24 protein-coding genes are annotated in these 25,162 nt (G+C 43.3%); 14 read left to right on the top strand and 10 right to left on the bottom strand.

Annotation, left to right across the window (positions count from 1 at the left end):
- Positions 1-378 precede the first annotated feature (378 nt).
- From QE357_RS24415 to QE357_RS24400, 4 genes are all read left to right on the top strand, one after another.
- Positions 379-1,086, top strand: coding sequence for a class I SAM-dependent methyltransferase (locus QE357_RS24415; protein WP_309713783.1), 708 nt, complete (start codon positions 379-381; stop codon positions 1,084-1,086).
- A gap of 159 nt (positions 1,087-1,245) precedes the next feature.
- Positions 1,246-1,743, top strand: coding sequence for a hypothetical protein (locus QE357_RS24410; RefSeq protein ID WP_309713781.1), 498 nt, complete (start codon positions 1,246-1,248; stop codon positions 1,741-1,743).
- 477 nt (positions 1,744-2,220) lie between these two features.
- Entirely contained in the window at positions 2,221-2,643 is a 423-nt protein-coding gene (locus tag QE357_RS24405; RefSeq protein WP_309713778.1) for a hypothetical protein, read from the top strand.
- Between the two features lie 477 nt (positions 2,644-3,120).
- Positions 3,121-3,267 (top strand): hypothetical protein, encoded by a 147-nt coding sequence (locus QE357_RS24400; RefSeq protein ID WP_309713775.1) that lies wholly within the window; start codon positions 3,121-3,123, stop codon positions 3,265-3,267.
- 110 nt (positions 3,268-3,377) lie between these two features.
- Here QE357_RS24400 and QE357_RS24395 read toward each other — a convergent pair whose 3' ends face one another.
- Positions 3,378-3,746, bottom strand: coding sequence for a hypothetical protein (locus tag QE357_RS24395; protein ID WP_309713772.1), 369 nt, complete (start codon positions 3,744-3,746; stop codon positions 3,378-3,380).
- A gap of 125 nt (positions 3,747-3,871) precedes the next feature.
- Between QE357_RS24395 and QE357_RS24390 the strand changes: the two genes are divergently transcribed.
- From QE357_RS24390 to QE357_RS24380, 3 genes are all read left to right on the top strand, one after another.
- The gene (locus tag QE357_RS24390; RefSeq protein WP_309713769.1) at positions 3,872-4,447 is read left to right on the top strand and encodes a Crp/Fnr family transcriptional regulator; all 576 of its coding nucleotides are present in this window, start codon (positions 3,872-3,874) and stop codon (positions 4,445-4,447) included.
- Between the two features lie 83 nt (positions 4,448-4,530).
- Positions 4,531-4,893, top strand: a complete 363-nt coding sequence (locus QE357_RS24385) for a DoxX family protein (protein ID WP_106636005.1) — start codon at positions 4,531-4,533, stop codon at positions 4,891-4,893.
- 1 nt (position 4,894) lies between these two features.
- On the top strand, positions 4,895-5,863 hold the full coding sequence (locus QE357_RS24380; protein WP_309713766.1) for a zinc-binding alcohol dehydrogenase family protein: 969 nt from the start codon (positions 4,895-4,897) through the stop codon (positions 5,861-5,863).
- A 175-nt stretch (positions 5,864-6,038) separates the two neighbouring features.
- Here QE357_RS24380 and QE357_RS24375 read toward each other — a convergent pair whose 3' ends face one another.
- Positions 6,039-7,028, bottom strand: a complete 990-nt coding sequence (locus QE357_RS24375; RefSeq protein WP_309713763.1) for a YhdH/YhfP family quinone oxidoreductase — start codon at positions 7,026-7,028, stop codon at positions 6,039-6,041.
- A 123-nt stretch (positions 7,029-7,151) separates the two neighbouring features.
- On the opposite strand from QE357_RS24375, the gene QE357_RS24370 reads away from it, so the two are divergent.
- Positions 7,152-7,979 (top strand): helix-turn-helix domain-containing protein, encoded by an 828-nt coding sequence (locus tag QE357_RS24370; protein WP_309713760.1) that lies wholly within the window; start codon positions 7,152-7,154, stop codon positions 7,977-7,979.
- An 8-nt stretch (positions 7,980-7,987) separates the two neighbouring features.
- Here the strand turns inward: QE357_RS24370 and QE357_RS24365 are convergent, their stop codons facing one another.
- The 5 genes from QE357_RS24365 to QE357_RS24345 all read right to left on the bottom strand — a co-directional run bounded on the left by QE357_RS24365 (position 7,988) and on the right by QE357_RS24345 (position 13,562).
- Positions 7,988-8,347: a hypothetical protein gene (locus QE357_RS24365; protein ID WP_309713757.1), complete on the bottom strand. Its 360-nt coding sequence runs from the start codon at positions 8,345-8,347 to the stop codon at positions 7,988-7,990.
- 166 nt (positions 8,348-8,513) lie between these two features.
- Complete coding sequence (locus QE357_RS24360; protein ID WP_309713754.1) at positions 8,514-9,857, bottom strand: Gfo/Idh/MocA family oxidoreductase; 1,344 nt, start codon at positions 9,855-9,857, stop codon at positions 8,514-8,516.
- 587 nt (positions 9,858-10,444) lie between these two features.
- A complete protein-coding gene (locus tag QE357_RS24355; protein WP_309713751.1) occupies positions 10,445-11,356 on the bottom strand; it encodes an LEA type 2 family protein in 912 nt (303 codons plus the stop codon).
- Between the two features lie 75 nt (positions 11,357-11,431).
- A complete protein-coding gene (locus tag QE357_RS24350; RefSeq protein WP_309713747.1) occupies positions 11,432-12,307 on the bottom strand; it encodes a LysR family transcriptional regulator in 876 nt (291 codons plus the stop codon).
- A 52-nt stretch (positions 12,308-12,359) separates the two neighbouring features.
- Positions 12,360-13,562 (bottom strand): multidrug effflux MFS transporter, encoded by a 1,203-nt coding sequence (locus QE357_RS24345; RefSeq protein ID WP_309713744.1) that lies wholly within the window; start codon positions 13,560-13,562, stop codon positions 12,360-12,362.
- Between the two features lie 487 nt (positions 13,563-14,049).
- On the opposite strand from QE357_RS24345, the gene QE357_RS24340 reads away from it, so the two are divergent.
- The 3 genes from QE357_RS24340 to QE357_RS24330 all read left to right on the top strand — a co-directional run bounded on the left by QE357_RS24340 (position 14,050) and on the right by QE357_RS24330 (position 17,165).
- On the top strand, positions 14,050-15,390 hold the full coding sequence (locus QE357_RS24340) for an MATE family efflux transporter (RefSeq protein ID WP_309713741.1): 1,341 nt from the start codon (positions 14,050-14,052) through the stop codon (positions 15,388-15,390).
- 122 nt (positions 15,391-15,512) lie between these two features.
- Positions 15,513-16,112 carry an RNA polymerase sigma-70 factor gene (locus QE357_RS24335; RefSeq protein WP_309713736.1) on the top strand — a complete coding sequence of 200 codons (600 nt, stop codon included), beginning with the start codon at positions 15,513-15,515 and terminating at the stop codon, positions 16,110-16,112.
- Positions 16,113-16,142: 30 nt separating this feature from the next.
- Positions 16,143-17,165, top strand: a complete 1,023-nt coding sequence (locus tag QE357_RS24330; protein WP_309713733.1) for a FecR domain-containing protein — start codon at positions 16,143-16,145, stop codon at positions 17,163-17,165.
- Positions 17,166-17,328: 163 nt separating this feature from the next.
- On the opposite strand, the gene QE357_RS24325 is transcribed toward QE357_RS24330, so the two are convergent.
- Positions 17,329-17,862, bottom strand: coding sequence for a DUF4833 domain-containing protein (locus QE357_RS24325; protein ID WP_106636016.1), 534 nt, complete (start codon positions 17,860-17,862; stop codon positions 17,329-17,331).
- Positions 17,863-18,076: 214 nt separating this feature from the next.
- On the opposite strand from QE357_RS24325, the gene QE357_RS24320 reads away from it, so the two are divergent.
- Positions 18,077-19,642, top strand: a complete 1,566-nt coding sequence (locus tag QE357_RS24320) for a serine hydrolase (RefSeq protein WP_309713730.1) — start codon at positions 18,077-18,079, stop codon at positions 19,640-19,642.
- A gap of 452 nt (positions 19,643-20,094) precedes the next feature.
- Here QE357_RS24320 and QE357_RS24315 read toward each other — a convergent pair whose 3' ends face one another.
- Positions 20,095-20,514 (bottom strand): SRPBCC family protein, encoded by a 420-nt coding sequence (locus QE357_RS24315; RefSeq protein WP_309713727.1) that lies wholly within the window; start codon positions 20,512-20,514, stop codon positions 20,095-20,097.
- A gap of 99 nt (positions 20,515-20,613) precedes the next feature.
- Positions 20,614-20,823 carry a hypothetical protein gene (locus QE357_RS24310; RefSeq protein WP_106636019.1) on the bottom strand — a complete coding sequence of 70 codons (210 nt, stop codon included), beginning with the start codon at positions 20,821-20,823 and terminating at the stop codon, positions 20,614-20,616.
- 421 nt (positions 20,824-21,244) lie between these two features.
- On the opposite strand from QE357_RS24310, the gene QE357_RS24305 reads away from it, so the two are divergent.
- Both QE357_RS24305 and QE357_RS24300 read left to right on the top strand, forming a co-directional pair.
- Positions 21,245-22,588, top strand: a complete 1,344-nt coding sequence (locus QE357_RS24305; protein ID WP_309713724.1) for a peptide MFS transporter — start codon at positions 21,245-21,247, stop codon at positions 22,586-22,588.
- 184 nt (positions 22,589-22,772) lie between these two features.
- Positions 22,773-25,145 (top strand): hypothetical protein, encoded by a 2,373-nt coding sequence (locus QE357_RS24300; RefSeq protein WP_309713721.1) that lies wholly within the window; start codon positions 22,773-22,775, stop codon positions 25,143-25,145.
- Positions 25,146-25,162 lie beyond the last annotated feature (17 nt).

Genomic DNA, 25,162 nt, shown 5'->3' with positions numbered 1-25,162 from the left:
CGAGTGACCACTTAGCTCTAGGCCTCTGGCCGATAGCATGCAAATCAGAAGCTGGTCAGAGAACACCTTATCCTAAACGAAATTAGGCTTGCTCCCATCGACGCTTGCTGAACAACGAAGCCAATCCCATTCCAGAAGGTCTCTCCTTACGTTCGAGATGACAGAGAGCGGCTTTGTTTCCCCCTCATCCATAATGATTCCATTCGTTTCGTGATCAATAAAGATTTCAAAACCCATGATTCGCATTAATAATGCTAACGATTCGACATTTTAAGCAATCTTCTGAAGCCATTACCAATGATCCCAAATTTTTATTACCTGTAGCATTCGCTTTTATATTTGTGCACCTGTACAAACCAAATATTATTAAGTCATTAGATGCCAGACATTTACGAACCTGATTACGTTAAAGAACTATTTAATCAAATGTCCGGCTCTTATGAGCGGATGAATTACATTACCTCGTTTGGGTTTTCCATTCGCTGGAGAAAACAGTTTTTACGGAAATTAGGAGCCTCTCAGGAACCCATACAAATCATTGATTTACTTTCAGGATTGGGTGAAAACTGGGAATTTCTCCATAAAAATTTCCCCAAAGCAGACATCTGGGCGTTGGACTTTTCAGAACAAATGGTTCGGCAAAGTCAGCTGAAAAATGCCAGAAAATTTGATAATAAAATACAGATTACATGTCAGAATATTTTGGCTAATCAATTACCCACTGGTTATTTCGATTATGTTTCCTGTGCCTATGGTTTGAAGACCTTTAATCAGGAGCAGCTTCAAATCCTGGCCAAAGAGGTAACCCGCATTTTAAAACCAGGAGGTGTGTTTACTTTTGTAGAAGTATCAAAGCCATCCAATAAAATGCTCGCTTTGCTTTATAAATTTTACTTAGGAAAAGTTATTCCAATCCTGGGAAAACTTTTTCTGGGAAATCCCGAGGATTACCGAATGCTCTGGATTTATACTGAAAAGTTTAAAAATACTTCCTACGTAAAACAGGTATTTGAAGATGCTGGACTGGAAGTAAGGCATGAGCCCTATTTTTTCGGTTGTGCCAGTGGTTTAAGTGGCCGAAAATGAGAAGATTTTAAATACTTTCTTTGCAATCAGCCAACGAATCTGGATTATCAGCTACTGTTAAACTTTCATCGCAAACCAAGTCTATGAAAAGATTTAGCAACAACCGGGGTTATAATTCTGTTTAGAGAAAAGCTGCCTTTGTTCATTTTACGCTCGCTTATGAAATCAACCTTTATACTAATATTCTGCTTATTGATAATGGGTGTGGCTTCAGGTCAAACCTATCCTACCACTTTTGCAAGTTTATCTCAACACAGCGTATACGTCGAAGCGGGTGGACCTGGGTTATACGGTTCTCTGAATTATGAACTACAGCTAACGGATAAGCCTAAATTTGGTCTTCGGGCAGGCCTGGGGTATTACCATCACAACGCCAAATACCTCACTATTCCACTGGGAGCCAACTACTTGTTTACGTTAGAAGAAGAAAAGTCTTACATTGAAATGGGCGTGGGCGTTACCTTTGCCCGGGCAGATGGCAAACTTCGTGGAGCCTCAACCAACCCGGATGCCGACCATTTCACGAGTTATATTCCCAGCATTGGTTACCGTCGCCACACCTATGATGAGTGGATTTGGCGGATCATGCTCACTCCTATCATCAACAATTTCGGATTAAGCCCCTGGCTGGGTGTTTCCTTCGGAAAACGATTTTAACCACATCGCACAAAAAGGCACATGATTGAACATGTGCCTTTTTTATTGCTTAATATCTCCTGTCGTTCCTAGCTATGCTATTACTCTTTCATTTTTTTCTGTCATTCAGAGCGTAGCGAAGAACCTTATTCCCTTTGGTGAAGTGCTTGGTCTTAAGGAATCTTTACTAACCTTTACACAGTCGCTCGGCTCTAGCCGAGTGGCTACTGAGCTTCTGGCCGGTAAGATGCGAACTAGTAGCGGATAAAGAACACCTTTCTTCAGCAAAAGATCCTTGCAACCATCGGCCAGAGGTCTACTACACTGTATCGTTACTAGACAGAGCCGAGCGACTGCGGAGGGATTGGGAAACGGTTTCTAACTGAGTGTTAATGTGTCTCCCCACATCGTTATATAAGATTTCCACTGGAACTAATATGAAAAATAATTAAATTGGCAAATCTAAAGTGAATAGTTATGTTAAAAAAATAAGATAAAATGATGAATTTAGACCTAAAAGAAATCATAGAAAAAATCTACAAGAATCAGGAGCAGCTATCAGCAGCAATTACATACTATAGGCAAAAAAATGGTAACGACCAGGATTTTGTTGATTTCGTCTCCAAAATAGAGCCTGGGATGTTTTATTCAACAGAGCTTGTAAGCTTAGTTGCTGATAAACTTCAATTATTAAATTCTTCTTATTTATATAATCAATTTAATTTACAGGATATACTTAAGTTATATGAGATTGTGTACAAACAAAATGATTTAAATATTGATTCTTTTAAAGACTATATTTTATTTAAAGTAAATGTTTTAGATAGTAATGAAGATATAAATAAAGAAGTAAAAGAATACATTGAAAAATTAGACAAAGAAAAAGAAGAGTTAGTTAAAATTTCAGAATCTATTAGTTAACTCTAAATCATTTTAATTGATGATACTCTAATTAAAATCACATCTCCTTAAAAACTCATTTTAGCATCTTAGTTACTATAGATAAGATGTACTTTATAATTTTTATTTCTAAGAGACTGTCTAAACTTTACAATCGTTGTGATCTAATGATCAAGGTTCCCCTTGTTTCCTCTCAAAGAGAGAGCTTCTCAAGCCTAGGACGGCTTTGAGGGTAATCTATTTTCTTCATGTCCCCAGTACGTTCGCAACCGTAAAAGGTCCTTCGCTCTGGATGACAGGCTCAAACAAGCGTTTATTCAGCATACCATTTTTAGACAGCCTTTAAATAAACTAAAAAAATGAAAAATGCTAAAAAATATTTTTATCAAGTTAACCTAGAGGTAGTTTTAAAAAAGGCTGACTTTGTTTTTGGATTCATAAACATATCTCACATTTCCTATGAAAAGCTCTTTGAACTTCTAGGTAATCAAATAACTGATGAAAGATTTTTTTGATAATGAAATTCCTTTTACATTTGACTTTAGTCTATTTGATTATGCTGTAGGCTTAACAGGAGATCCAATAGAAAAATATGAAAAGGATTATTATGATGAATGGCCACCTTTAAAGATTTCCTATTCTTAAAACAAAATATAATTATGGTATTAAGTAATTACCCAAGCTATTCCAAGTGGAACGCTATCGTCGCGACACTTGAAACAGCGTAGCTATGTAAAGCCACAAGTTCTTTATCCCTATCCGGAACTTTGGTACAATGATACCTTCTCTGCTAAGATAAAATCATTGTCGTTTTTATCCATAATGAGTTCTTCATTGGTTGGATCGAATGAGATATAAAATAAATTTTCATTTTTAAAAAATTTATATATTTCAATAGTTGAGAAAGAACTATCAGCTAAATAATAGAACCCATATTCTTTGATTGCTTCAAATTCAAGATAAATAGATTTGTACTTTTTTGAATACATTAATGTTATATCTAAACCAATAAATAAAATATTGCTCTTAATTTGTATACTAATTTTTTTGATAGTACCACTTATCAAACTCTCCTTATCCGATAAGAAAGAAATAACCTCTTCATTTTTTGCTAATAATTTCATATTCTATTGATTATGAGTTAAAGTCTTTCTCCAGGTCGTTGGTATAAAGCATAACCATCTACAAATTCATAATTTATGCTACCTACTGCCATTATACATTCATCTTTCCCAAAATGCAACCATCTATGTTAGAAAAGCTGAAAAGCATACTGCCATTTGACGATAAGCAATGGAATCAGTATGCGAGTTATTTCAAAAGAATACAGGTTCCTGCGAAAAAGGTGTTGATACAGGAGGGCGAAATCTCAAAAAAGGCGTTTTTTATTGAAAAAGGATGTATTAGGGTCTGGTTTAACAACGATGGAAAAGACGTAACCTTTCAGTTTTTTTTCGAGAATGAAAGAGTATCGTCCGTAGAAAGTTTCAAGAAGAATATTCCAAGTATTGTAACCTTGGAAACCATAGAGCCCAGCACTTTATGGGTCATCGATAAGCAAGATATGGATCAGATCATGCGTGACGGCTTTGAAATCCCTAAAGTACGTGAAAAGCTCATCGATACCTTATTTGACCGGAATATCCATTACATGAAACATTGTCTCTCCTTCATAAGAGACACGCCGCAGCAACGCTATCTTCATCTCCTAGAAACCCAACCCCAAATCATTCAGCGTATCCCGCAACATTACATTGCTTCTTACCTGGGGATTACTACTGTCCATTTAAGTCGGGTAAAAAGTAAGCTGCTGAAAGGAAAATAACAGGTCTGAATTTGATAACATATGTTATCGCTTGCCTGATAGGCCTCCGAATAGTTTTGCATTGTACTCAATGGCAATGTAAAATGAAGTCTCAAAAAATAATTTACTGGATATCGACGGGTCTTTTTGCGGTCTGGATGTTGGCAAACGCCAAGGCGTATTTAACTTCCGAAGAAGCAAAAAGACTTTGCGTTCATTTTGGCTTTCCCGATTACTTCCGGGTAGAATTGGCTATTGCCAAGATTTTAGGAACGGCAGCTTTGTTGCTTCCTGTAGTTAGGAACAACCCGAAAGAATGGGCTTACGCAGGTTTTTTCATCACGGTTGTCTCGGGGTTCATTGCCCATCTTGCCTCAGGCGATTCGCTGATCTCATCTTCTTTTGCATTACTGGCATTGGCCCTCTTACTCACTTCGTACTTCACTTACCATCGTTTAAACCAATAAAATGAAAGCAGCAGTAATTTTCCAGCAGGGCGAAATGCCCCAATACGCCGATTTTCCAGAACCAGGCGTAAAAAATGACGACGAATTAGTAATCTCTGTAAAAGCAGCAGCCATCAAAAATTTCGACAAAGGCAGGGTAAAAGGCACTCATTACTCAGCCGAAGTCGGGAGACAGAACGCGATAGTAATTGGCGGCGATGGGGTCGGTTTGCTGGCAGACGGCACCAGAGTCTATGCTTTGGGCGAAGGTATGATGGCAGAAAAAGCCATTGTTGATAAAAGAAAAATAGTAAAGGTACCCGATGGGATGGATGATGCTTCGGCTTGTGCCTTACCCAATGCGGTTGCGGGCTCGGCAATGGCTCTTCGTTTCAGAGCAGCTATAAAACCAGGCGAAACCGTTTTAATCAACGGAGCAACGGGATTTACCGGTAAAATTGCCATTCAGGTGGCCAAGCATTACGGAGCGAAAAAAGTAATCGTTACGGGCAGAAATCAGGCCTCGCTCCAATCCCTAGTAGCATTAGGGGCCGACGAAACGGTTTTGACGACACAAACCGATGAAGCATTTATCGCCCAGCTGAAAGCCATACACAATAATACGCCCATAGATATCATCCTGGATTATTTGTGGGGCCACACGGCTGAACTTTTACTTGCGTCTCTAAAAGGAAATGGCTCCTTTACCTACAAGACCAGATTTATTTCCATCGGTTCGGTAACAGGCGACAAAATTCAGTTATCAGCAGAGAATTTACGCAGTGTAGATCTTCAGCTTTCAGGATCAGGTTTAGGAAGCTGGACAAGAGATGAAATGAAGCTGTTATTTACAGAAATACTTCCAGAAATGTTTCAACTGGCCGCTGATAACCAGCTCAAAGTAGAGACGATAGAAGTGAAGTTATCGGACATTGAGAAATTGTGGGAAATGGAGGTGTCAGATGGGAAACGTTTGGTTGTTACCATTTAATTAGTTGATAGTTTTTGGTTGTTAGTCGATCGTTTGATAATCAACTTTTTACAGCCGAACCAGTATAGTAGTATGCTAGCAAAATCGCTCCGCCGTTGTTGGTGACACTTTTTCAGACACCAACAACGGCATAACACCTTCTATGTCTTACGATCCAACAACATCTAAGAGCTTATTACCAAAGCTTCACCAACGTTCTTCCTTCCGTTTGGCCTGCTAACATTTGGCCTATTTGCTCCAGGAGCTCCTCCAGCGTTAATTGTTTAGTAAAGCTCACTAGCTGTTCGGGTTTCCATTCGTTGGCTAGTAAGTTCCAAACCCGTTGCCGGACTGGCATGGATGCCTGAACCGAATCCACGCCTAATAAGCTTACGCCATTAAGGATAAAAGGGAAAACCGTCAGGTTTAAATCACCGGATTGAGCCATTCCGCAGGCAGCCACTACGCCATTATACTGAAGTGAGCGTACCAGAGTGGTTAATACACTTCCACCAACGGTATCAATGGCACCCGCAAAACGAGGTTTCAGCAAAGCCCGTTTACTTTCGTCCGTGAATTCCTGCCGATCCAACCACTCCGTTCCGTTTAATTGTTGTTGTAAATCAGTATTTTTCTTGCCTGAAATACCTACGGTCTGGTAGCCCAGCTTACTTAACAGTTGCAGACTGATACTTCCTACGCCACCCGTCGCTCCACTTACGGCGATTGGGCCATCAGAAGGCTTAATTCCAGCCTGAACAAGTTTGTCAACGCAAAGTCCGGCAGTAAAGCCCGCCGTTCCCAAAGCCATGGCTTCCTGAGGTTGTAGGTTTGGGGGCAAGGCTACTATCCACTCGCCCGGAACCCGGATGTACTGTCCGTACCCGCCCCAGGTATTCATTCCCAAATCAAAACCAGTTACTAAAACCTGATCTCCTTTCTTCCAGAGCTTTCCTGAAGATTCCTCTACCACGCCTACCGCATCAATGCCCGGAACGTGCGGAAAAGTACGGGTAACTCCCTTATTACCAGTCGCGGACAGGGCATCTTTATAGTTTAAAGAAGAATACGTTACCCGAATCAAGGTATCGTGATCAGGTAAGGAGCTTAGCGGTACTTGCTGAACTTGTTTCAAAAACTGGCCGTTTTCTTCCCTGATGAGCAGAGCTTTGAATGTATTTTCCATGAGCGTATGTCTGGTAATGAAGCCGAAACCTAGAAAAATCCGTTCTTGCAAGCAAGTTATTCCTCAGACTAGCCCTGATTACCTGCCTCTCTCTTGTGCCAAGTAAGGAAAATCAATTAAGGAATGATTACGTATAAACAAAAGCCCGACTCGCGACTGGCAGGCGTAATTGATCACTTTTACGCCGTTCAGATTCCGATCCATTCAGAACCTATCATTCAGCATTTATCTCCCAATCTGGAGTTAATGCTGGTATTTAATTTCGGTGATCCCATCCGTTATTCCTTTGGGAACAAGGCATTAGCAGAGCATTCATTCAGCCAGGTTACCCTGATTGGCCCCCTTCGACAAATGCTAAATTATGAACTGAGACCTGGTGATGATCTACTGGTTATTGGGTTTACGCTGGATGGATTTTTTCGCTTTTTATCCCTTGAAAAAATTACTATTGAAAGCTTAACCGAAAACGAATCCGTTTTAGCTTTTCCGAGTTTGAATGCTCTCTATCTTTCGCTAGTGGATATTCCTGATTTTGATCCACGCGTAGCCTATCTTACCTCGCATATTTTACGCGAATTAAGTCCTTCGGAGGATGCGGCTTCAACGCTATTGGATCATGCTTCCCTGTTTCATCAAGACGTACTGAATCCCGTTAAGGTCATGGCCGATCATCATTCGCTTTCGGAGCGAACGGTTCAGTTACGTTTTAAGAAATACGTAGGCTATTCACCCAAAGAACTACTTCGTTTTCTACGATTCAAAAAAGTGATTCAACAGGTAATCAATCAACCCGATACCCCCTGGTTTGATCTCATCGAAGCGTTCGGGTATCATGACCAGAGTCATTTCATTAAAGACTTTAAACAGTATACGGGCCTGAGTCCAAAGGAGTTTCGCAAACTTCAGGAAAACGGAAATTTCTGTATTAGTTTTCCTGATCGACTCTATTAGAAAGCTTATTAATTCGTAATTACACTCCCCAGCCCTGTACTGAAAGACTTTAGCCGAGCATAGGCCGCTGGCGTATTTTCTTTTTTATCAAACTGCAAATGAAGCTCTCCTTTGGAGGCTTCAATCCTAAATTTAGTGTGATCTGGCAGTGTTACTGCGTAGGTAACGTCCGAAGAATTCAATGGGATTACCTGAACTGGTTTATAATAATCATTGACGTATTCCCGAACCGCGAAGGTTCGGGAATTGTCAAATTTTGCATCTAGTTTGTAACTAGTATCGTTTTCAATAACTGAAATTTTCGTTTCGTTAGAGCACGAAGAAAGGGCCGTCACGCCCACCAGTACTAAGATTGAAAATGATTTCATAGATATATTGCATTACAAGGTACTATGTAATATAGATACACTTAATTACTTGATTGCTAATTTATTTACAAACGGTTATTATCCATCGATAAACGGAACTAGTACTTATAAAACAGTAAAAAGCCTGGGCTAATAAATAACCCAGGCTTTTCCAGAAATGCCATTCTTATAGTTTTGGCTCCCAGCCTTTTTCGTAGTCCCGACTCCAAAGTTTCATGGCTTCCTTGTCCTGAATACGGCCATTTTTCGAATCCACTTTGAATGACTTATTGGTACGATAGGCAATGTTAGCTAAGTGACAGAGTAAAGTACTTTTCGCTCCTTCGTCGATGGGTGAATTTTGTTTGGCTTTTCCCCGAATGGCTTCGAAGAAGTTAACCATATGGCCCGTCGTCATGTCGCCACCGCCTCCTAATGCCGTACCCGCTTCAGAACCTTTGGCCTTGCTGTCTTTCAGCAATTTACCTTCGCGACTGTATAACTTGTAGCCATCCCGATCTACGTATACACTACCCGTAGAGCCATAGATGATCGTTCCGCGATCAGTACCGTACGTTTTATACCCGCTGCGGCTTTTTCCATCCCACTTGATGATTTTATTACCACCAAATTTGAAAGTTGCATCCATCGTATCATATACCGCCCAACCATCGTCCAGGAAATGACGTTTGGCCGCCTCTACCTCTACAAATTCCGGGTATTCAACCTGCAAGGCCCAACGGGCTATGTCCAGTTCGTGGGTAGCGTTATTACCACTTTCTGCCGTACCATACATCCAACCGTACCAGTGCCAGTTATAGTCCCAGGTGTCGTGCGTATAGTCCGTGCGAGGAGCGGGTCCCTGAAATAAATCCCAGTCTAAGCCTTCTGGAATCGGTGCTTTCTTCGGAATGGGCACTTCCCCGCGAGTAGCTGAATAAAAAGCCACCGCTTTATAAGGGGTTCCAATGGCTCCGTTATGAATTTGATGAATAATATCGATGGTTTCAGGAGACGAACGCTGCTGATTACCCATCTGAATTACCTTGTTATACTTCTTCTGAAAAGCAACCAGTAACTCGCCTTCATGGGGATTATGACTGCAAGGTTTCTCCACATACACATGCTTACCCGCCTGAACGGCCATCCAGGTTCCCGGAGCATGCCAGTGGTCAGGCGTAGCATTGATTAATACGTCGATATTCTTGTCTTCAATCACTTTCCGAATATCATTTTCCAGCTTTGGGGTGTAATCAATGTGTTTGGAAAATTGCTTCACGGCGGATTCCCGCTGCTTTTTCATCACGTCACAAAGCGTAATGAGTTGCACATTACTGTCTTTACGGGCAATGGGATCAAAATAAGCTCCTAGTCGACGACCTAAACCGGCAATTGCCAGATTTAAACGATCATTAGCCCCTATAATACGGGAATAACTTTTGGCAGACATGCCCTGGGCCAGACCACCGAAAGTGATACCAGCGGTTCCTAGTGCGGCTTTGACAATAAAATCTCTCCGGGATTTTTGCATGGAAATAGAAGGTTAATAGAGGCGTTTTCAGTAAGAAGTAAGTCATTATTTTCATTAAAGCTACTTCTTTTCTGAGTCATGTATTCTTTGCAAACTTTTCAGTATAAAGAATTCATGATTCAATTTATACCCAAACATTCCTAAAATTATCCTAAAAGTGAGATTTAAATAAAAGTGAGTTAACCTCTCCCTCCGTTCGAGCGAGCCGTGGGAAGAAAACCTTACCTCCGACCTGTCGTCCAGAGCGAAGCGAAGGATCTTTTGGGTTTTATTAACTTATCTCGGTCATGAGGAAACTTTAGCCGTGCCGTTTTACAGAAGGTCTTTCTTCGTTCGAGAGGACAGGTGAGGACAGTAGCTGCGAAGAAACGTCTTCTGGTTTTGAAAGGATAAAGACGCGACTTCCTCGTGGTTGGTGAGACACCAACCACGGCATAAATAGCAACCCTGTCCCGAATTTCATCCAGGGAAGCAACCAAGTTACCTCCTCTGCTTCGCTCTCGATGACAGATGGCAGCATAAATTCTTCCCCCTATGGTTCTCCCGAAATGGAGAAGCTTACTTCTTTTTAACCAATCTCTTCACTATCACTTCATTTCCACCATCTTCTTCGCGGCTTTCATGTCTTCCATATTGCCTCTAATTCTCATGTTTAACTTGCTATTTTTGAGCATATCGTTATCTGATATTATCTGCGAACGAAGATGGACGGTGAAAGGGAATTTTTTACCCTGAAACAGCATTTGTGTGCCTGCACTAATCATTTTTCCGAGTTCCACCTGCACCGGAATCTGGTACACTTTATCACTTTTGGCAGGAACACGGGTAACTCCCGGTGATTGACCATTGATTGTAGTTTTTTCTTTACCCAGGTCGATGGAATACCTCATGTTTTTAAACTGAATGGCGAAGTCATTTTTATTAATAAACCGAAGGTCTACATTCAGTTCAGATTTTTTGAGCTTGAATTTTTCCAGGTCAATGCCCACTACTTCAATTTCTGGAAGGTGATACAAAGGCAATCGTTTTTCCATTTCGATTCGAAGTGTATCGTGACCCAGCACTGGTTTCGCCAGTTTTAAGAAGACTTCAAACTGGTATAAAGCACTATCCTGACCCGCCGCTTCTCCTCTTTTTGCCACTTTAGAAAACGTATCAATCTTTAACTCCGTAGGAATATCAATCGTAACGCTGTCTCTGGGCTCAATCTTGAGCGGCTTCATGTAATCGCTTTCGATAATCTGAACCCCATCCACTTTTACCTGATAAGCAAAATTTTCAATATCCATTCCCAAGGGTAAGGGGTTGTCAATCAGCATTTTCATGGACATTTCCATCGTAGAATCGGTAATGGACGAAATTTCCGCCAAACTCATTTCTACGCGTGGCTTCAGACCAGAGACCGGATTCGCATTTTTACGTTCGTATCGCTTGAATAGAAACCAACCTGTTCCAGCCAGAATGATAAGAATTACCAGGGTAATAAAAACCTTTTTCATAAGGGTGTGTCTAAAAATAAGCCACAAAGCCTTAGAAAAGCATGCCTAGGGCAGGCTGGGCAAGGTCTGAATCATTTACTTCAACCGGGGAGTCAGGTGTTCAGGATGGTAGGCAATGGCGTATTCAATTTCTAAAGGATGCTGATCTGCGTCCCACTGAATGTTTTTAACGAGAATGTCAGGGTAACGAGTCCAGTCGAAGAGGATGGGTACCAGAGCAATTCCCTGGTTCATACTTACCAGTTCACCCACTAAGTCCAGCGAAGAAACTTCCTGAGTTATAGAGGCTTTACGGTTAATTCCCGCTTGCTGAAAAATGGATTCTACCTGTGTATAAAAAGGATGAAGCGTAGCCGGAATTTCAATCCATTTTTCCTTTTTGAGCGAATTTAAATGAAGTTCAGCCTGAGACGCAAGCCGATGATTTTTAGGTAAGATCACACAAAGATGCCCTTTTCGATACACGTGTCCCTGCAAAGCATCCAGCCGAAGAGGCCAAAGGGTCATTCCTAATTGAATGGTCCCTTCCACCAGAGCCTCCTGTACGCTTATGTAGGTTGGTAACTCGACGAGCTGGATGTTTACTTCGGGAAAATGTTCGGAAAAAAGGGTTAGTATCTCCACTATCCGTTCGCGAAGTAACATTTTGTAGATACCCAACTTGACAAGCGTTCCTTTATGAGCCGTTTGACGAGTTAACTCTACTGCCCGTTGAGACGCCCGAATTACTTTATGAGCTTCATTGAGAAACACCTGTCCGGCGGGGGTCAATTCGACCCTACGGAACTGCTTACGTCGGGTCGAGTCGAACAGCTCTACTCCCAGCTCACTTTCCAGCAATTGAATCTGCTGACTTAGTGCGGGTTGTGATACGAAAAGATTCTGAGCAGCTTTGCCAAAATGCAATTCTTTCGCGACTTCAATAAAATACCTTAGCTGACGTAATTCCACGAATACAGGCGTTCATAGGGATAATGCCCTACGAAGGTACTGGATTTGATTTTCAGGAACCGCTTACAGGCTGAAGATTTCGCCGGGCTAGTTTCGGAGAGATTAATAAAAAGTAACCCAGGGTCGAAGAAAGGGCCATTCCTACCACCATCGGCAGGGCGGTACCATTATGGAAGTAACTCACCAGACCCGAAGCCGCCGCCCCGATTAACATCTGAATACAACCCAATAACGCCGAAGCACTACCCGCGTAACGTTTGAAGGGAAACAAGGCCGTCGCGGCTGCATTGGGGCTAATAAATCCATGGAAGAACAGATATATGAACATAATACTTAACAAACCCATGGCATTGAACAGGTTCAGCACGGTACCCATGATCAGTAACAGGGCCGTGATCCACTGAAATGCACTGATCTTCTTCAGGATCTCTTCACTTTTGGCACGTTTCAACCAAAAACGATTCACCTGACTTCCCAGTATCATCCCGCAGGCATTAAATCCAAAAGCCCAGCCGTATTCGGTTTGAGAAAGGTTATGCAATTTCATGAACACAAAAGGCGAACCTGCAATGTAAGAAAACATGCTTCCCGAAGCCATACCCGCTACCAGGGAGTGAATGGAGAAAATCGGTTCTTTTAACACCGTTCCATAATCCTTTAAAATACGGGCAGGTTTTAGGGAAATACTGGGATCAGCGGGTTTACTTTCGGGTAAATAGCGAAGCACCAGCATAATCAACGTGACTCCAACCAAAGCCAGAAATCCGAATATATACCGCCAGCCAGCTACTTCTGAGATATAACCGCCAATGGTGGGTGCGATGATGGGAGAAACGCCCATAATCAGCATCAGAGTAGATAAAACGCCCGCCATTTCCTGCGGAGTAAACAAATCTCTAACCACCGCCCGACTCGCTACCATCCCTACGCAACCCCCTAAGGCCAGGAGAAAACGAATGGCAATCAGCCAGTTCACACTTTGTACACTGGCACAGGCTATAGCGGCGAGCACATACAAGCCCAAACCAATCAACAGGGGTTTCTTTCTACCAAAGCGATCCAGTAAGGGACCGCACAGAGCCTGACCTAAAGAAATACCAATGAAAAAACTGGTTAATGAATAGGCGACATAACTAATGTCGGCCTGAAGATCCCGGGAAATAACGGTGAAGGCTGGTAAATAAGTGTCAATTGAAAATGGAGCAACCGCAGTTAATAATCCAAGTGTAATGATAAGTCCCTGCTTCTGTTTCATCGTTTCTAATTGTCTTATTTCTAGATTTAAACACAAAAATCGACATATCTGTTATCTTTTTCCAATATCTATTACTTATATTTTAATAATATAAACTTATTGGAGGTAGTCTGAAACATAGGATTGTTGAACCTATGATTAGAACTTGTATAGGATTCGATATAAACTTTTCTGATTCAAAGTACAGTGAGTTACCTTCGCTCTGGCTGAGAGGTTCGGAGCATAAAAGCAGGTGGGAACCTGCCTTATGAGTAGGAACGAGATGGAATCTCGCTCCAGTCGTGATCATCCACATTTCCAACGCGGGCTAACGGAGTTTCCCAGGGCCAAGCAACCTGTCAAAATCTATAAGGTCCTTCGCTTCGCTCTGGATGACAGATCTGGGGATAAACCACTTCCCCATCTCTTTCTTTGTCACTCTACTAGGGCTTCGCTGGAATCCTCCGTACCTTCGCGGCTCAATTGCGTTATTATCTTTCCACTAGTCATGAAAACGGAGGCATTTAAAACTTTACGATTAGCTTTTCCCATTATTATCGGAGAATTGGCTCAGATGGTGCTGCATATCATTGATACTGCGATGGTCGGGGCCATTAGTTATAAACAATTAGCAGCCGCAGCTCTGGTTCTGAATACCGTCAACATCCCGTTTGTCATCGGTATTGGGATGACTATTTCTGTTTCGCAGATGGTGTCGCTGGCTCATGGTCGTCATGATAGTCAGCAGGTTTCACATTACCTCTACAATGGCTTCATTCTTTGCACCTTAACGGCTCTGCTCATTTCTCTGACGCTCTTTTTCGGGAACCATATTCTGTTTTATTTCAAACAGGACCCAGAGGTAGTAGCACTGGCGTTGCCCTTCATGAAACTCATGGGATTGTCTATTATTCCGATGTTGTTATTCATGACGCTCAAGCAATTCACCGATGGACTAGAGCTTACCCGCACGGCCATGTTTTTCTCGCTGTCGGCTCTGCCCATCAATGCCTTTCTAAACTGGTTACTCATTTATGGTAACTTAGGTTTTCCCCGACTTGAACTCATCGGAGCAGGCTGGGCGACGCTCATTACGCGGACTTTAATTTTCATCGCCATTACGCTTTATGTCATCTATCATCCTAATTTTCGGAAATACATGGCGGTTCGTAAATCACAGTGGTATCTGAGCGGAACTACCATGCGGGAATTGTTGCACATTGGCATTCCCAGCAGTTTACAGATTGGCATGGAAGCCGGAGCTTTTGCTGTTTCCGGCATTATTATCGGAACGATCAGTGCCATCGCTCAGGCCGCTCACCAGATTGCCCTGAGCTGTGCTTCCTTTACATTCATGGTATCCATGGGCTTGGCCCAGGCCGGGTCGATTCGGGTAAGTAACTCCCTGGGACGTTCCAACTGGCCACTCATTGCCACCATCGGTAAGAGTACGCTGGTAACAGCCCTAATCTATGGAACACTTTGTGCCGTTGGGTTCGTTCTGCTTCGCGATCAGTTGCCAACTTTCTTTAATAAGAACACAGAAGTATTACAGCTTGCTAGCTTATTATTACTTTTTGCCGCCGTTTTCCAGATTTCTGACAGTACGCAGGCCATCGGAGCTGGGTTATTGCGGGGCATTAAAGACGTCCAGGTGCCTACCGTTATCATTGCTATTGCCTATTGGGTGGTGGGCTTACCGCTGGGTTACTGGTTCGCTTTCCACGGCAACATGGGTGCTTCTGGGATGTGGCTAGGTTTTATTAGTGGACTTACTTTTGCTTCCGTCTTTCTGTTATTCCGCTTTTTAAAATTGTCGAAGAAAAATAATACGGTCGTAGCGGCCTGATGTATAATCACAAAAGCGTGGGAGTGACTTCTCTCCCACGCTTTCAATGCCTATATTAAAAAAATTCATCCTTCGGTAGGGGAAAGACCGTTTGAGATGTCATCCTAGCAGACCATCAAATCATGAATGACAAAAAAGGGGCGGAGATCTTAACAGATCAGCAATTTCTGGAGGCCATTCGAACGGGCAATGAACGCACGTTTGAGCTGTTATTTCGGCAACAATATTCCCCTTTATGCCAATACGGATTTTCGTTTTTAAAAGACTGGGATGATGCCGAGGAGGTCGTGCAGGCCATGTTTCTGGCTTTCTGGGAAAAACGCGATTCACTAGTCATTACGACTTCGCTGAAATCCTACCTCTACCGGGCCGTTCATAATCGCTGTCTGAACCGAATTAAACATCTATCCGTTCAGGCAGAGTATCAGAGTTATGTGCAAGCCGACGGTTCCGATGTTTACCAAAGTCCGGTGCAGGAATTAATGGCCTCCGAACTGGATATTCAGTTACAGCGGGCCATCGAACGATTGCCCGAGCAGTGCCGACTGATTTTTATGATGAGTCGTTTTGAAGAATTAAAGTATCAAGAAATCGCCGATCAGTTGGGCTTATCCATTAAAACGGTTGAAAATCAGATCGGGAAAGCCCTGCGAATCTTGCGGACCGAATTAGCGGATTATTTACCCTTACTCATTTTACTAGGCATTCATGTGTATGACTAACCATTACGATTTTTAACCACCCTTCCCAACATGGCTAATCAGGATAGTATAGATGATAGCCTACTCGGAAAATACCTGGCTGGCGAAACCAACGAGGCTGAAACTGAGCAGGTTCAGCAGTGGCTGTTAAGACACGACCCTACCAACGGGGAAAACCATCAGCGGGAATTTGACCGTCTACAGCAAATCTGGGAGTCGAGTGCCGTACTCAAAAGTCCCGCCGCCGCGGTGGATACGGAAGCAGCCTGGCATAGCGTCAAAAACAAACTTGGCCTTCCTGCTGTTCAAACGCTCGACATAGCATCGGAAGCCAAAGTAATTCCGATTAAACGTAGAAATTTCTGGCCCGCCGCCGCTGCCATTCTGGTAGTTTTCGGATTATGCTGGTTTATGTTTAATCCATTCGGACAAGCTCCCCAGCAGGTAGCTACAGCAACTGAACAGGCTTTGGAGCAACACTTACCCGATGGCAGTATGGTGTTACTTAACCGAGGCAGTCAGTTGACGTATCCCCAACGTTTTGAAAAAGGTCAGCGGGTAGTTCAACTGAAAGGCGAAGGCTTTTTTGACATCACGCCCAATCCTTCGCAACCGTTTATTATTGAAGCAAATGGCACAACTGTGCGGGTGGTTGGGACTTCATTCAGTGTTCGGGCGTATAACTCCAACGTCAGAGTAGCCGTTCGAACGGGAAAAGTACTTTTTACAGCGATGAAGAAAGAAGTTTCTCTTGTTAAAAATCAGCAGGCTTCCTTTGACTCGGCTTCGCACACCATTGAAACCACAGCCCATCTGAATCCGAACGTTTTTGCCTATAAGACAGGCAAGCTAATTTTTGAAAAAACGCCTTTGTCGGAAGTGATTGAAACGCTTCGGGAAGTATACCAGGCAGATATTCAGTTAGCTAATGATCGGATTAAGAACTGTCAGTTGAACGTCCCATTCGACACCAAAGACAGTCTGGACACAATTCTTAAAGTAATTGCGGATTCTTTCCAGTTACACATTCGTCAAAACGGAAATCAGATTATTCTGGACGGCACGGGTTGTTAATGTTAACATTTTCAGTAACCAAAGAAGCCGATGCTTGCAGCATCGGCTTCTTTGGTTATACCCCTTATCATTATGGTCTTGTGCTCTACAGTGGTCGAAACTTCCAGTTATACACCCACAAAAGAGCCCTTGCAATAATTCACATCCGATTTAATACTAAATTTTATTTGGGTAAGATGCGTTCATAAACAGATTTATTGCCCTGAACCTCAACCCCAAACAGCTCTACATACTGAACTTTGGGAATCAGGAAAGAATTCGGATCGAGCTGCACGAAAATCTTTTGCAGGTAAGACTTCTTTCCATCAATCGTAGCCAGAGCAACTGCTTTTCCCTCATTCACTTCCACACGAAAAGCTCGGTCCTTAAAAGCATTGATCTTTACTGAATACGTATCCGCACTGGTTTTGGTATGTGTGTATCCATACGCCAATTTCCATTGAATTTTGGATAGGCTTTCGCGTTGGCCCTGTTCTTCATGACGAATCCAGTAAACATCAATCGGTTTCTCAGGATTAAGTTTTTGGTTTGCTCCAATGTTTGCGTCATACATAACCGTGTTAGAGTTACGACTCAACTGAAGCGAAAACAACTGTTTGGATATGGCCAGAGGAGGCTTTCCGTCCGCCCGGGCTGTGAATGAATTGACCAGCGAAAAGGTTATCAATACAAGTGGAATCAGTGCAAACTTAACCATAAGCTTTCCTGTAATAACTGTTGATTATGAATGTTTAAAGAGCACAACATTTCGGTTTTCCTGTCACGATTCTTCTTCCTTTGTTTCCATAACCGAAGTACCTGACCCTATGACCACTGACTCTGCCTTATCCCCTATTAAAAGTAGATATTTTTTATTTTTATTCAATGAAGATATTTCTTAGATTTTTACAAAATTTTCAAAACTACCTCACATGCCTCTAAATCGTCGTGAATTTCTTAAGCAAGCGGGCTTTCTGACCGCTCAAGCCAGCCTTCTTTCGTCTTTACCGGTCTGGGCCGTTTCGCCCGGTTCTGCTTTTCCCCGAACAACTCCCGAAGCTCAGGGGGTTTCTTCGGAAGGCCTGCTAAACTTCATTCAAACCGTTGAAAATGAAAAACTCAACCTACACAGTTTGATGATTTTGAGGAAAGGTAAAGTAATCGCCGAAGGCTGGTGGAAACCCTATCAGGCCGATCTTAAACATACGTTATACTCGCTCAGTAAAAGCTTTACTTCTACGGCCATTGGTTTTGCGGTGAGCGAAAAACGACTTCGGGTGGAAGACAAAATTCTTTCCTTTTTTCCTGATAAAGCTCCCGCCAGTGTCAGTGCTAACCTAGCCGCCATGCGGGTGAAAGATTTATTAACCATGTCAACGGGCCATGATAAGGATACAACTGGACCCATTTCACAAACCGATGATTGGGTGAAAGCCTTTTTTGAACAACCCGTTCAGCACCAGCCGGGTACCTTCTACGTCTATAACAGCGGAGCGACTTACATGCTCTCGGCCCTGATCGAAAAGTTAACGGGAGAAAAACTGCTGGATTACCTGACACCCCGGTTATTCAAACCCCTGGACATTACCGGAGCCGACTGGGAAATTGACCCTAAAGGGATTAATACCGGAGGTTGGGGATTGAGACTCCGCACCGAGGACATTGCCAAATTTGGACAACTGTACTTGCAGGAAGGCAAATGGCAGGGCAAACAACTAATACCAGCCGATTGGATTAAGGAAGCGACCCAGGCTCAGGTAGAATCCAAAGGAGGCAATCAACCCAAAGAAAGTAACGACTGGCTACAGGGATACGGGTATCAATTCTGGCGATGCCGGCATAATGCCTATCGGGGCGACGGGGCTTTCGGCCAGTTTTGTATCGTCATTCCTGAAAAAGAAATGGTGGTAGTGACGACCAGTGAAAGTGGTAACATGCAAGGCATTCTGAATGCGGTATGGAATCATATTCTTCCCGCCGTGGGACAATTGGGTTCGGCTGGAGTACAGCAGGAATTAAAGAAAAAACTTACTTCGCTGGCATTACCCCTTACGCCGGGTTCGCCCACTTCTCCGTTAACGGCTACCCTTAGCAGTAAGAAAATTTCAGTCGAGTCGAATGCTCAGGGCATCAGTCAGGTTCAGTTAAATTTTCACGGAAAAGATTTTACGTTGATGTTGAAAGACGGTACTCGTGAACATCGCATTGAAGGAGGGATTGGCTATTGGAAGTTAGGCACTACCAGCCTGCCCCTAACTGCCCTGAAATTAACCCGTTCTACCTTACCTAAAGAATTACCAACCCGCTTGGCAACCAGCGGAGCCTGGAGTGATGAGCAAACGTTTTTAATTACCCTCCGCTACATCGAATCGGCTCATTATGATACATTGCGTGTGCACATCGAAGGCGATAAAGCCACCCTTAAATTCCGCCGCAGTCTTTCCATTATTGACAACACCGAAGATAAACGCCCGGTTCTGGAAGGAAAATTGGCTTAGGTTAGGATTACGAATCTGACTTAGACTGCTTTAATATATAAAGCCGAAAAAGCTGAGCAACAAAGATACCGCTAGAGATTCCGCTGCCAGCGGAAAAGCTGGTCAGGCTAACTTGTTAGAACAACAGCTACCCCAGTAATGCCGCTACCAGCCTTTCTGCTGGCAGCATGAGCTCCTACTAAACTCAAAACCCGACATCGAACCTATTTTAATTATCCCCAAGCAATGCTGCCAGCAGAAAGGCTGGCAGCGGCTACATTAGCTAGAAAGCTATAGCTGGAAGATCTTCAATAGCAGAGTTATCTAGTGCCGCTGCCAGCCCTTTTGCTGGCAGCCTGAGCCACTAGTAAACCCAAAAAACTAACATCAAACCTATTTTGATTATCCCAAAAACAAAGCTGCCAGCTTTTCAGCTGGCAGCAATAGGGCAAATCGATACTCTTCAAAATAACTCAGTTATGCTCAGCGTATTTCTTGAAATTATCCAGAATACGCTGCCAGCCTTCCTGCTGCATGGCGACTGGATTCGTAGTCTCTGCGTCGAACGTTTCTACCACTAGTGTCTGATCGCCTTTGGCTGAGAAAGTAATGGTCACCGTACGTTCATCTCCAAGCACATAGGCAATCAACGACTGAGGAATTACCTCGGTATACGTTCCACTAAAGTCAAAACCAAAGCTGCCGTCTTTTGCTTGCATGCGGGATGAAAATGTACCACCCGTACGCAAATCGTTCGTTGCCTGCGTTGTATGCCAGTCTTCAGAAGCTGTGTTCCATTGCATCATATGTTCGGGTTCGCTCCATAGTTTCCATACTTTTTCAACGGGTGCGTTAATGAGCGTTTCGATGGTTATCTTCTCAAAAGTTGCCATAGGTTTGTGTCGTTTGATACGACAAACCTACGGCAAATCTAACCTTGTCGAAGATGCTGAAAGTGCCAAAGTTGAGGCGATTTGTGACAATCACCCCTATTAGCTTTTTTTCGCAGTAGCCACAATAACGATTCCGCCCAGCACCAGCAATCCACCGATATAAGGCGGCCAGTTAACAGATTCTTTTTTATCGGCTGAGATTTCGATTGGTCCTACATCAACCACTTTTTCTTTTTTGGTGTACGAAAATCCGGTCCAGATGACCATAATGGCTCCGATTACGATAAGCCCAATTCCTAATCCTTTCATAGTGTTGAAGTTTTAGAATTGTACTCAAAAATCGAATGCCAGCTTAGTTGAAACATGATTCGCTATCTCTTTTCAGCAACCTCCCTCTAGTCATACTTCTACGATATACCCCTGCATTCGTTGAAAAAAACATTAGCAATGACTGCATAAACCACCTTCCATTTTTCACTAGACAGAAAAAAGGAAAGCAGAAAATTTTCACATAAATCGTGAGTTTTATAAGTACACGGTCTACATCGATTGTTTTAAAACAGACCAGAACGCCTCCTGACTATATAGCACATTCCCCGCTTTCAAAACTTAAAAACTCATTATATTCGGCAGCTTAATAAGCGATTCTCGGGAATCCCCATGTACATTCAAGATTTGTTACCCCGCCCCTAATCCTAATTTTTCCATTTTCCCCTCATCTCATTGACGAATGACGCCTCCTTCACAAGCCCAGTGGTTCGGCCATCCGAAAGGTCTTTTTGTCCTTTTTATGACCGAACTTTGGGAACGATTCAGTTACTACGGCATGCGTGCCATTCTGGTTCTATACCTCACCGCTTCAGTTACCGGTGCCAACCCCGGACTCGGCTGGACCAATGCTGAAGCACTTACTTTCTATGGCTGGTACGGCTTTAGCGTCTACATGGCCAGTTTGCCCGGCGGCTACCTAGCCGATCGCTTTTTAGGGCAGAAAAAAACTGTTTTAATTGGAGCGTTACTGCTGGCATTAGGGCATTTAACATTAGCCTTCCAGAACATGCAGGCCTTTTACGGCGGTATTTTCCTGATTGTACTCGGTGTGGGCTTGCTGAAACCTAATATTTCGACGATGGTAGGTGGGTTATACGCTCAACATGATATACGTCGGGATAAGGGATTTACAATTTTTTACATCGGCATTAACCTGGGGGCGGCGTTTGCTCCGATTCTGGTGGGGTGGGTGGCGTACCAATACGGCTGGCACTACGGCTTTGCTCTGGCGGGCATTGGCATGTTGTTAAGCCTGATTCTCTACGCTCAGGGTCAAAAGCATCTGGTGGGTGTGGGTGACTTTCTCGGCAAAAGTAGCCACGCGGAAGATCGTGCCAAACTTCGTCAGCCGCTAACTCAAGTCGAAAAAGACCGCATCTGGGTGTTGTTACTTTCTTTCCTGATTGTGGTTACGTTCTGGGGAGCTTACGAACAGGCCGGAGGATTAATGAACCTTTATGCCGAGCAGAAAACCAATCGTCACTTATTGGGCATGGAAATTCCGGCTTCCTGGTTTCAGTCCTTAACGGGCTTTTTTGTTATCTCACTCGGTACGTTGATTGCTAATTTCTGGACTCGCCGGGCTTTGAAAGGCAAAGAAAGTTCGTCATTAGCGAAAATGGCCATTGGTACCATGATCATGGGTTCCGGCTTTTTCTTCATGACTGCCGCCGCTCTGCAGTACGAGCAAATGGGTCAGGCTGCCATGTACTGGCTCATTCTGGCTTATTTATTTCACGTAATAGGCGAGCTTTCTTCGTCTCCCGTAGCGTTATCTTTCATTACCAAACTGGCTCCGGCTCAATATGCTTCGATCATCATGGGAGCCTACTGGGCAGCAACCGGACTCGGCGAGAAGCTGGCGGGTATGATTGGAGCGTATTCCGAACACTGGGGCGAGCTTCAGACCTTCACGGGCATTGCCATTTTCTGTATACTTTTTGGCGGGTTAATTCTCTTGTTACTCAAACCACTCAAACGCCTTACACACGGGGCCGACGATGATACCTTAATAGAGTCCTGACTCAGAAAAACCTCCCAAATTCGGCGATTTGGGAGGTTTTTACTTTACAGCGGCATTATTTTGAAACTAAGGCTATTCGTTTATCACATAAAAAGCGTATTTCATACAATATTTTCAACTTAATGAACCCAAAGCCCACGGTTTCAATTATTATTCTAATTGCCATGAATTAATAGTCCTGCTAATGGATACCCATTTGAATCTTCCCGAAATTCCCGCTCATCCGATGGACCTTCGGTTATCTTTCAAGCCTTTTATTAAGTATTTAACACAACGAAAGGCTACTATTCCCGCCGGCGACGTGCAGTCGCAAGTGGTTGATTACTTACTGGAACAACTAAATCCACTTATCCCCGCCGACTCTATTGAGGAAACCTATACGCCCGATCAGCTTGAAGCCATTGCCCAGTTACTGAAGTTAAGCGTGTTACCCATCGTGGGTACGGAGCGGGAAATTCCCTATGCCTTTGGACTCCCCATCCCACTGGAGCTTTTTCACGCTTCGGATACCTTCATCCAGTACATTACCCCTGCTTTGGAAATGGGGAATGAAGAACATAAAAATCCCACGGATAAGCTTCGCTACTTTTACCAGCTGATTCTGGAAAACTGTTATACTATTCGGTTTATAAAGGAGTTAACTCCATCCATATCCTTTCAGAAAACGGAACGTGGCATTACGAAATATTACCGACTAAAGGTAAATGTCAATTTCGTAGAGCCACAGTATTATCAATCTGAATTACCCCCGCTGCAAAATGAGTGGGTGGAGTTTGCGAAAGGGTACCGCTCTTTCGAGCAAATGACTTCTACCCTACCTCTTCATTTGTTTACACTCTCTGGTTTTTGTGTGTTTCTGGTGGAAGACATTACGGAAGAAAGTTCCTTACAGCAGTTGAAAGAGGTTTTTATCCATTTACAAACGGATTCCGAAGAACTTATTTATAACCGTTTCGAGAAAGCCTTACGTGACTTGTGCGGTCTTCCTGACATTCATATCGGGTTGATGCCTTTCTTTAAGGTAAACGATACGTACGTTTTTCATCCGCAGTTTAGTAACCGAAGCGTTTTCTTCACGCAAATTCGAACGTGCGAACAGCACGGTGATTTACTACAGCAGCCTGACATTCAGAAAACCATTGCTCAGCGATTAAAGCAGCACGATCATCCACACCTGTTTTGCGATTTAAATCAATTTGCTGAACCAGAGTTACGATTACTGCATAACAACGGATTAAAAAGTTTCATGCTTTATCCCATTAAAGCAGGCGATGAATTGATTGGAGTTATTGAAATGGCTTCCGAAAACGCCGACTCACTGGGAGAAGAAGTCCTCTTTAAAGTTGAGAAAGTAGTGCCACTGGTGCGGGAGTTACTGTTGTTTCAGATTAATGAATTCAACAAAAATGTGGATCGGTTAATCCGACAGCGTTTTACGTCCCTGCAACCCGCGGTGGAGTGGAAATTCAATGAGGTAGCCTGGCAATACCTGAAAGCGGGGAACCGCAAGCCTACTCAGCCAGAACTTGCCCGCGTCCGTTTTCCGCAGGTATATCCACTTTACGGAGCCGTTGACATTCGAAACTCTTCCAGTGAACGTCACCGGGCCGTTCGGCACGATTTGAGCCAGCAATTGTCCGGCGTTGAGCATTTGCTGGAAAAAGTAAAAGAGCGGGAGTATCGCCACGAGGCTTTGCTGGAATGGAATAAGCATTATCAGAATGTACTGCTACTAGACCTTAGTCCTGACGATGAGGAAAGTATTACTTTGTTTTTGATTCAGCAGGTAAGCCCCTATTTACGGCATTTGCAGCAATCTCAGAAAGAACTTCAGGAGCCAATTGAATCTTACTTCAGGCAAACCGATCCGCAGAGCGGGATTTTTCACCGGGCTCAGCGAGATTACGAACAAAGTCTGGACTGGATCAACTCGACCGTTAACAGTTACATCGAACAGGAAGAACAAAAACTTCAGTCGGTCTATCCGCATTACTTCGAAAAGTACCGGACGGACGGCATGGAATATAATATCTACGTCGGTCAGTCCATTGCTCCAAAAACCCCTTTTGTAGCGGATGATCTGCGTCGGCTTCGTTTGTGGCAATTAACGTCCATGATCGAAATGGCTCAGTTAACCCATCGCTTACTACCGCATCTGCCCCTTCCTTTGCAAACCACGCAGTTGATCCTGGCTCATGCTCAACCCGTTGCCATTAGTTTCCGCGAAGACGAGCATCGTTTTGATGTAGAAGGTTCGTACAGCATTCGTTACGAAGTTATTAAAAAACGGATCGATAAAGCCGTAGTTTTGGGCAGTGGAGAACGCCTGACGCAGCCCGACCAGATTGCTCTGGTGTACATGAATCAGCAGGAAATTTCGGATTTTTTACCGCTGATTCATCAGTTACAGGAGAAAAATCAGATTGCGGCTGAAATTGAATACCTTGAACTTGAACCCGTTCAGGGATTAGTAGGCCTGAAAGCCATTCGACTTCGAATCCAGTATACAAACTCGGCCCCGGTGCAGGATTTACAACTGGAACAGGTCAGACTATAACATCAGATAATGAACGG

This window comes from Siphonobacter sp. SORGH_AS_0500, assembly GCF_031453245.1.
Classification (GTDB): Bacteria; Bacteroidota; Bacteroidia; order Cytophagales; family Spirosomataceae; genus Siphonobacter.
Note: the sequence above shows the minus strand (reverse complement) of the source record. Positions and strands in the feature narration are given on the sequence as shown.

Excerpts from the sequence above, each read along its gene's own strand:
- QE357_RS24415 (WP_309713783.1), top strand. The coding sequence starts at position 379 with ATGCCAGACATTTACGAACCTGATTACGTTAAAGAACTATTTAATCAA.
- QE357_RS24410 (WP_309713781.1), top strand. The coding sequence starts at position 1,246 with ATGAAATCAACCTTTATACTAATATTCTGCTTATTGATAATGGGTGTG.
- QE357_RS24405 (WP_309713778.1), top strand. The coding sequence starts at position 2,221 with ATGATGAATTTAGACCTAAAAGAAATCATAGAAAAAATCTACAAGAAT.
- QE357_RS24400 (WP_309713775.1), top strand. The coding sequence starts at position 3,121 with ATGAAAGATTTTTTTGATAATGAAATTCCTTTTACATTTGACTTTAGT.
- QE357_RS24395 (WP_309713772.1), bottom strand. The coding sequence starts at position 3,746 with ATGAAATTATTAGCAAAAAATGAAGAGGTTATTTCTTTCTTATCGGAT.
- QE357_RS24390 (WP_309713769.1), top strand. The coding sequence starts at position 3,872 with ATGTTAGAAAAGCTGAAAAGCATACTGCCATTTGACGATAAGCAATGG.
- QE357_RS24385 (WP_106636005.1), top strand. The coding sequence starts at position 4,531 with ATGAAGTCTCAAAAAATAATTTACTGGATATCGACGGGTCTTTTTGCG.
- QE357_RS24380 (WP_309713766.1), top strand. The coding sequence starts at position 4,895 with ATGAAAGCAGCAGTAATTTTCCAGCAGGGCGAAATGCCCCAATACGCC.
- QE357_RS24375 (WP_309713763.1), bottom strand. The coding sequence starts at position 7,028 with ATGGAAAATACATTCAAAGCTCTGCTCATCAGGGAAGAAAACGGCCAG.
- QE357_RS24370 (WP_309713760.1), top strand. The coding sequence starts at position 7,152 with ATGATTACGTATAAACAAAAGCCCGACTCGCGACTGGCAGGCGTAATT.
- QE357_RS24365 (WP_309713757.1), bottom strand. The coding sequence starts at position 8,347 with ATGAAATCATTTTCAATCTTAGTACTGGTGGGCGTGACGGCCCTTTCT.
- QE357_RS24360 (WP_309713754.1), bottom strand. The coding sequence starts at position 9,857 with ATGCAAAAATCCCGGAGAGATTTTATTGTCAAAGCCGCACTAGGAACC.
- QE357_RS24355 (WP_309713751.1), bottom strand. The coding sequence starts at position 11,356 with ATGAAAAAGGTTTTTATTACCCTGGTAATTCTTATCATTCTGGCTGGA.
- QE357_RS24345 (WP_309713744.1), bottom strand. The coding sequence starts at position 13,562 with ATGAAACAGAAGCAGGGACTTATCATTACACTTGGATTATTAACTGCG.
- QE357_RS24340 (WP_309713741.1), top strand. The coding sequence starts at position 14,050 with ATGAAAACGGAGGCATTTAAAACTTTACGATTAGCTTTTCCCATTATT.
- QE357_RS24335 (WP_309713736.1), top strand. The coding sequence starts at position 15,513 with ATGAATGACAAAAAAGGGGCGGAGATCTTAACAGATCAGCAATTTCTG.
- QE357_RS24330 (WP_309713733.1), top strand. The coding sequence starts at position 16,143 with ATGGCTAATCAGGATAGTATAGATGATAGCCTACTCGGAAAATACCTG.
- QE357_RS24325 (WP_106636016.1), bottom strand. The coding sequence starts at position 17,862 with ATGGTTAAGTTTGCACTGATTCCACTTGTATTGATAACCTTTTCGCTG.
- QE357_RS24320 (WP_309713730.1), top strand. The coding sequence starts at position 18,077 with ATGCCTCTAAATCGTCGTGAATTTCTTAAGCAAGCGGGCTTTCTGACC.
- QE357_RS24315 (WP_309713727.1), bottom strand. The coding sequence starts at position 20,514 with ATGGCAACTTTTGAGAAGATAACCATCGAAACGCTCATTAACGCACCC.
- QE357_RS24310 (WP_106636019.1), bottom strand. The coding sequence starts at position 20,823 with ATGAAAGGATTAGGAATTGGGCTTATCGTAATCGGAGCCATTATGGTC.
- QE357_RS24305 (WP_309713724.1), top strand. The coding sequence starts at position 21,245 with ATGACGCCTCCTTCACAAGCCCAGTGGTTCGGCCATCCGAAAGGTCTT.
- QE357_RS24300 (WP_309713721.1), top strand. The coding sequence starts at position 22,773 with ATGGATACCCATTTGAATCTTCCCGAAATTCCCGCTCATCCGATGGAC.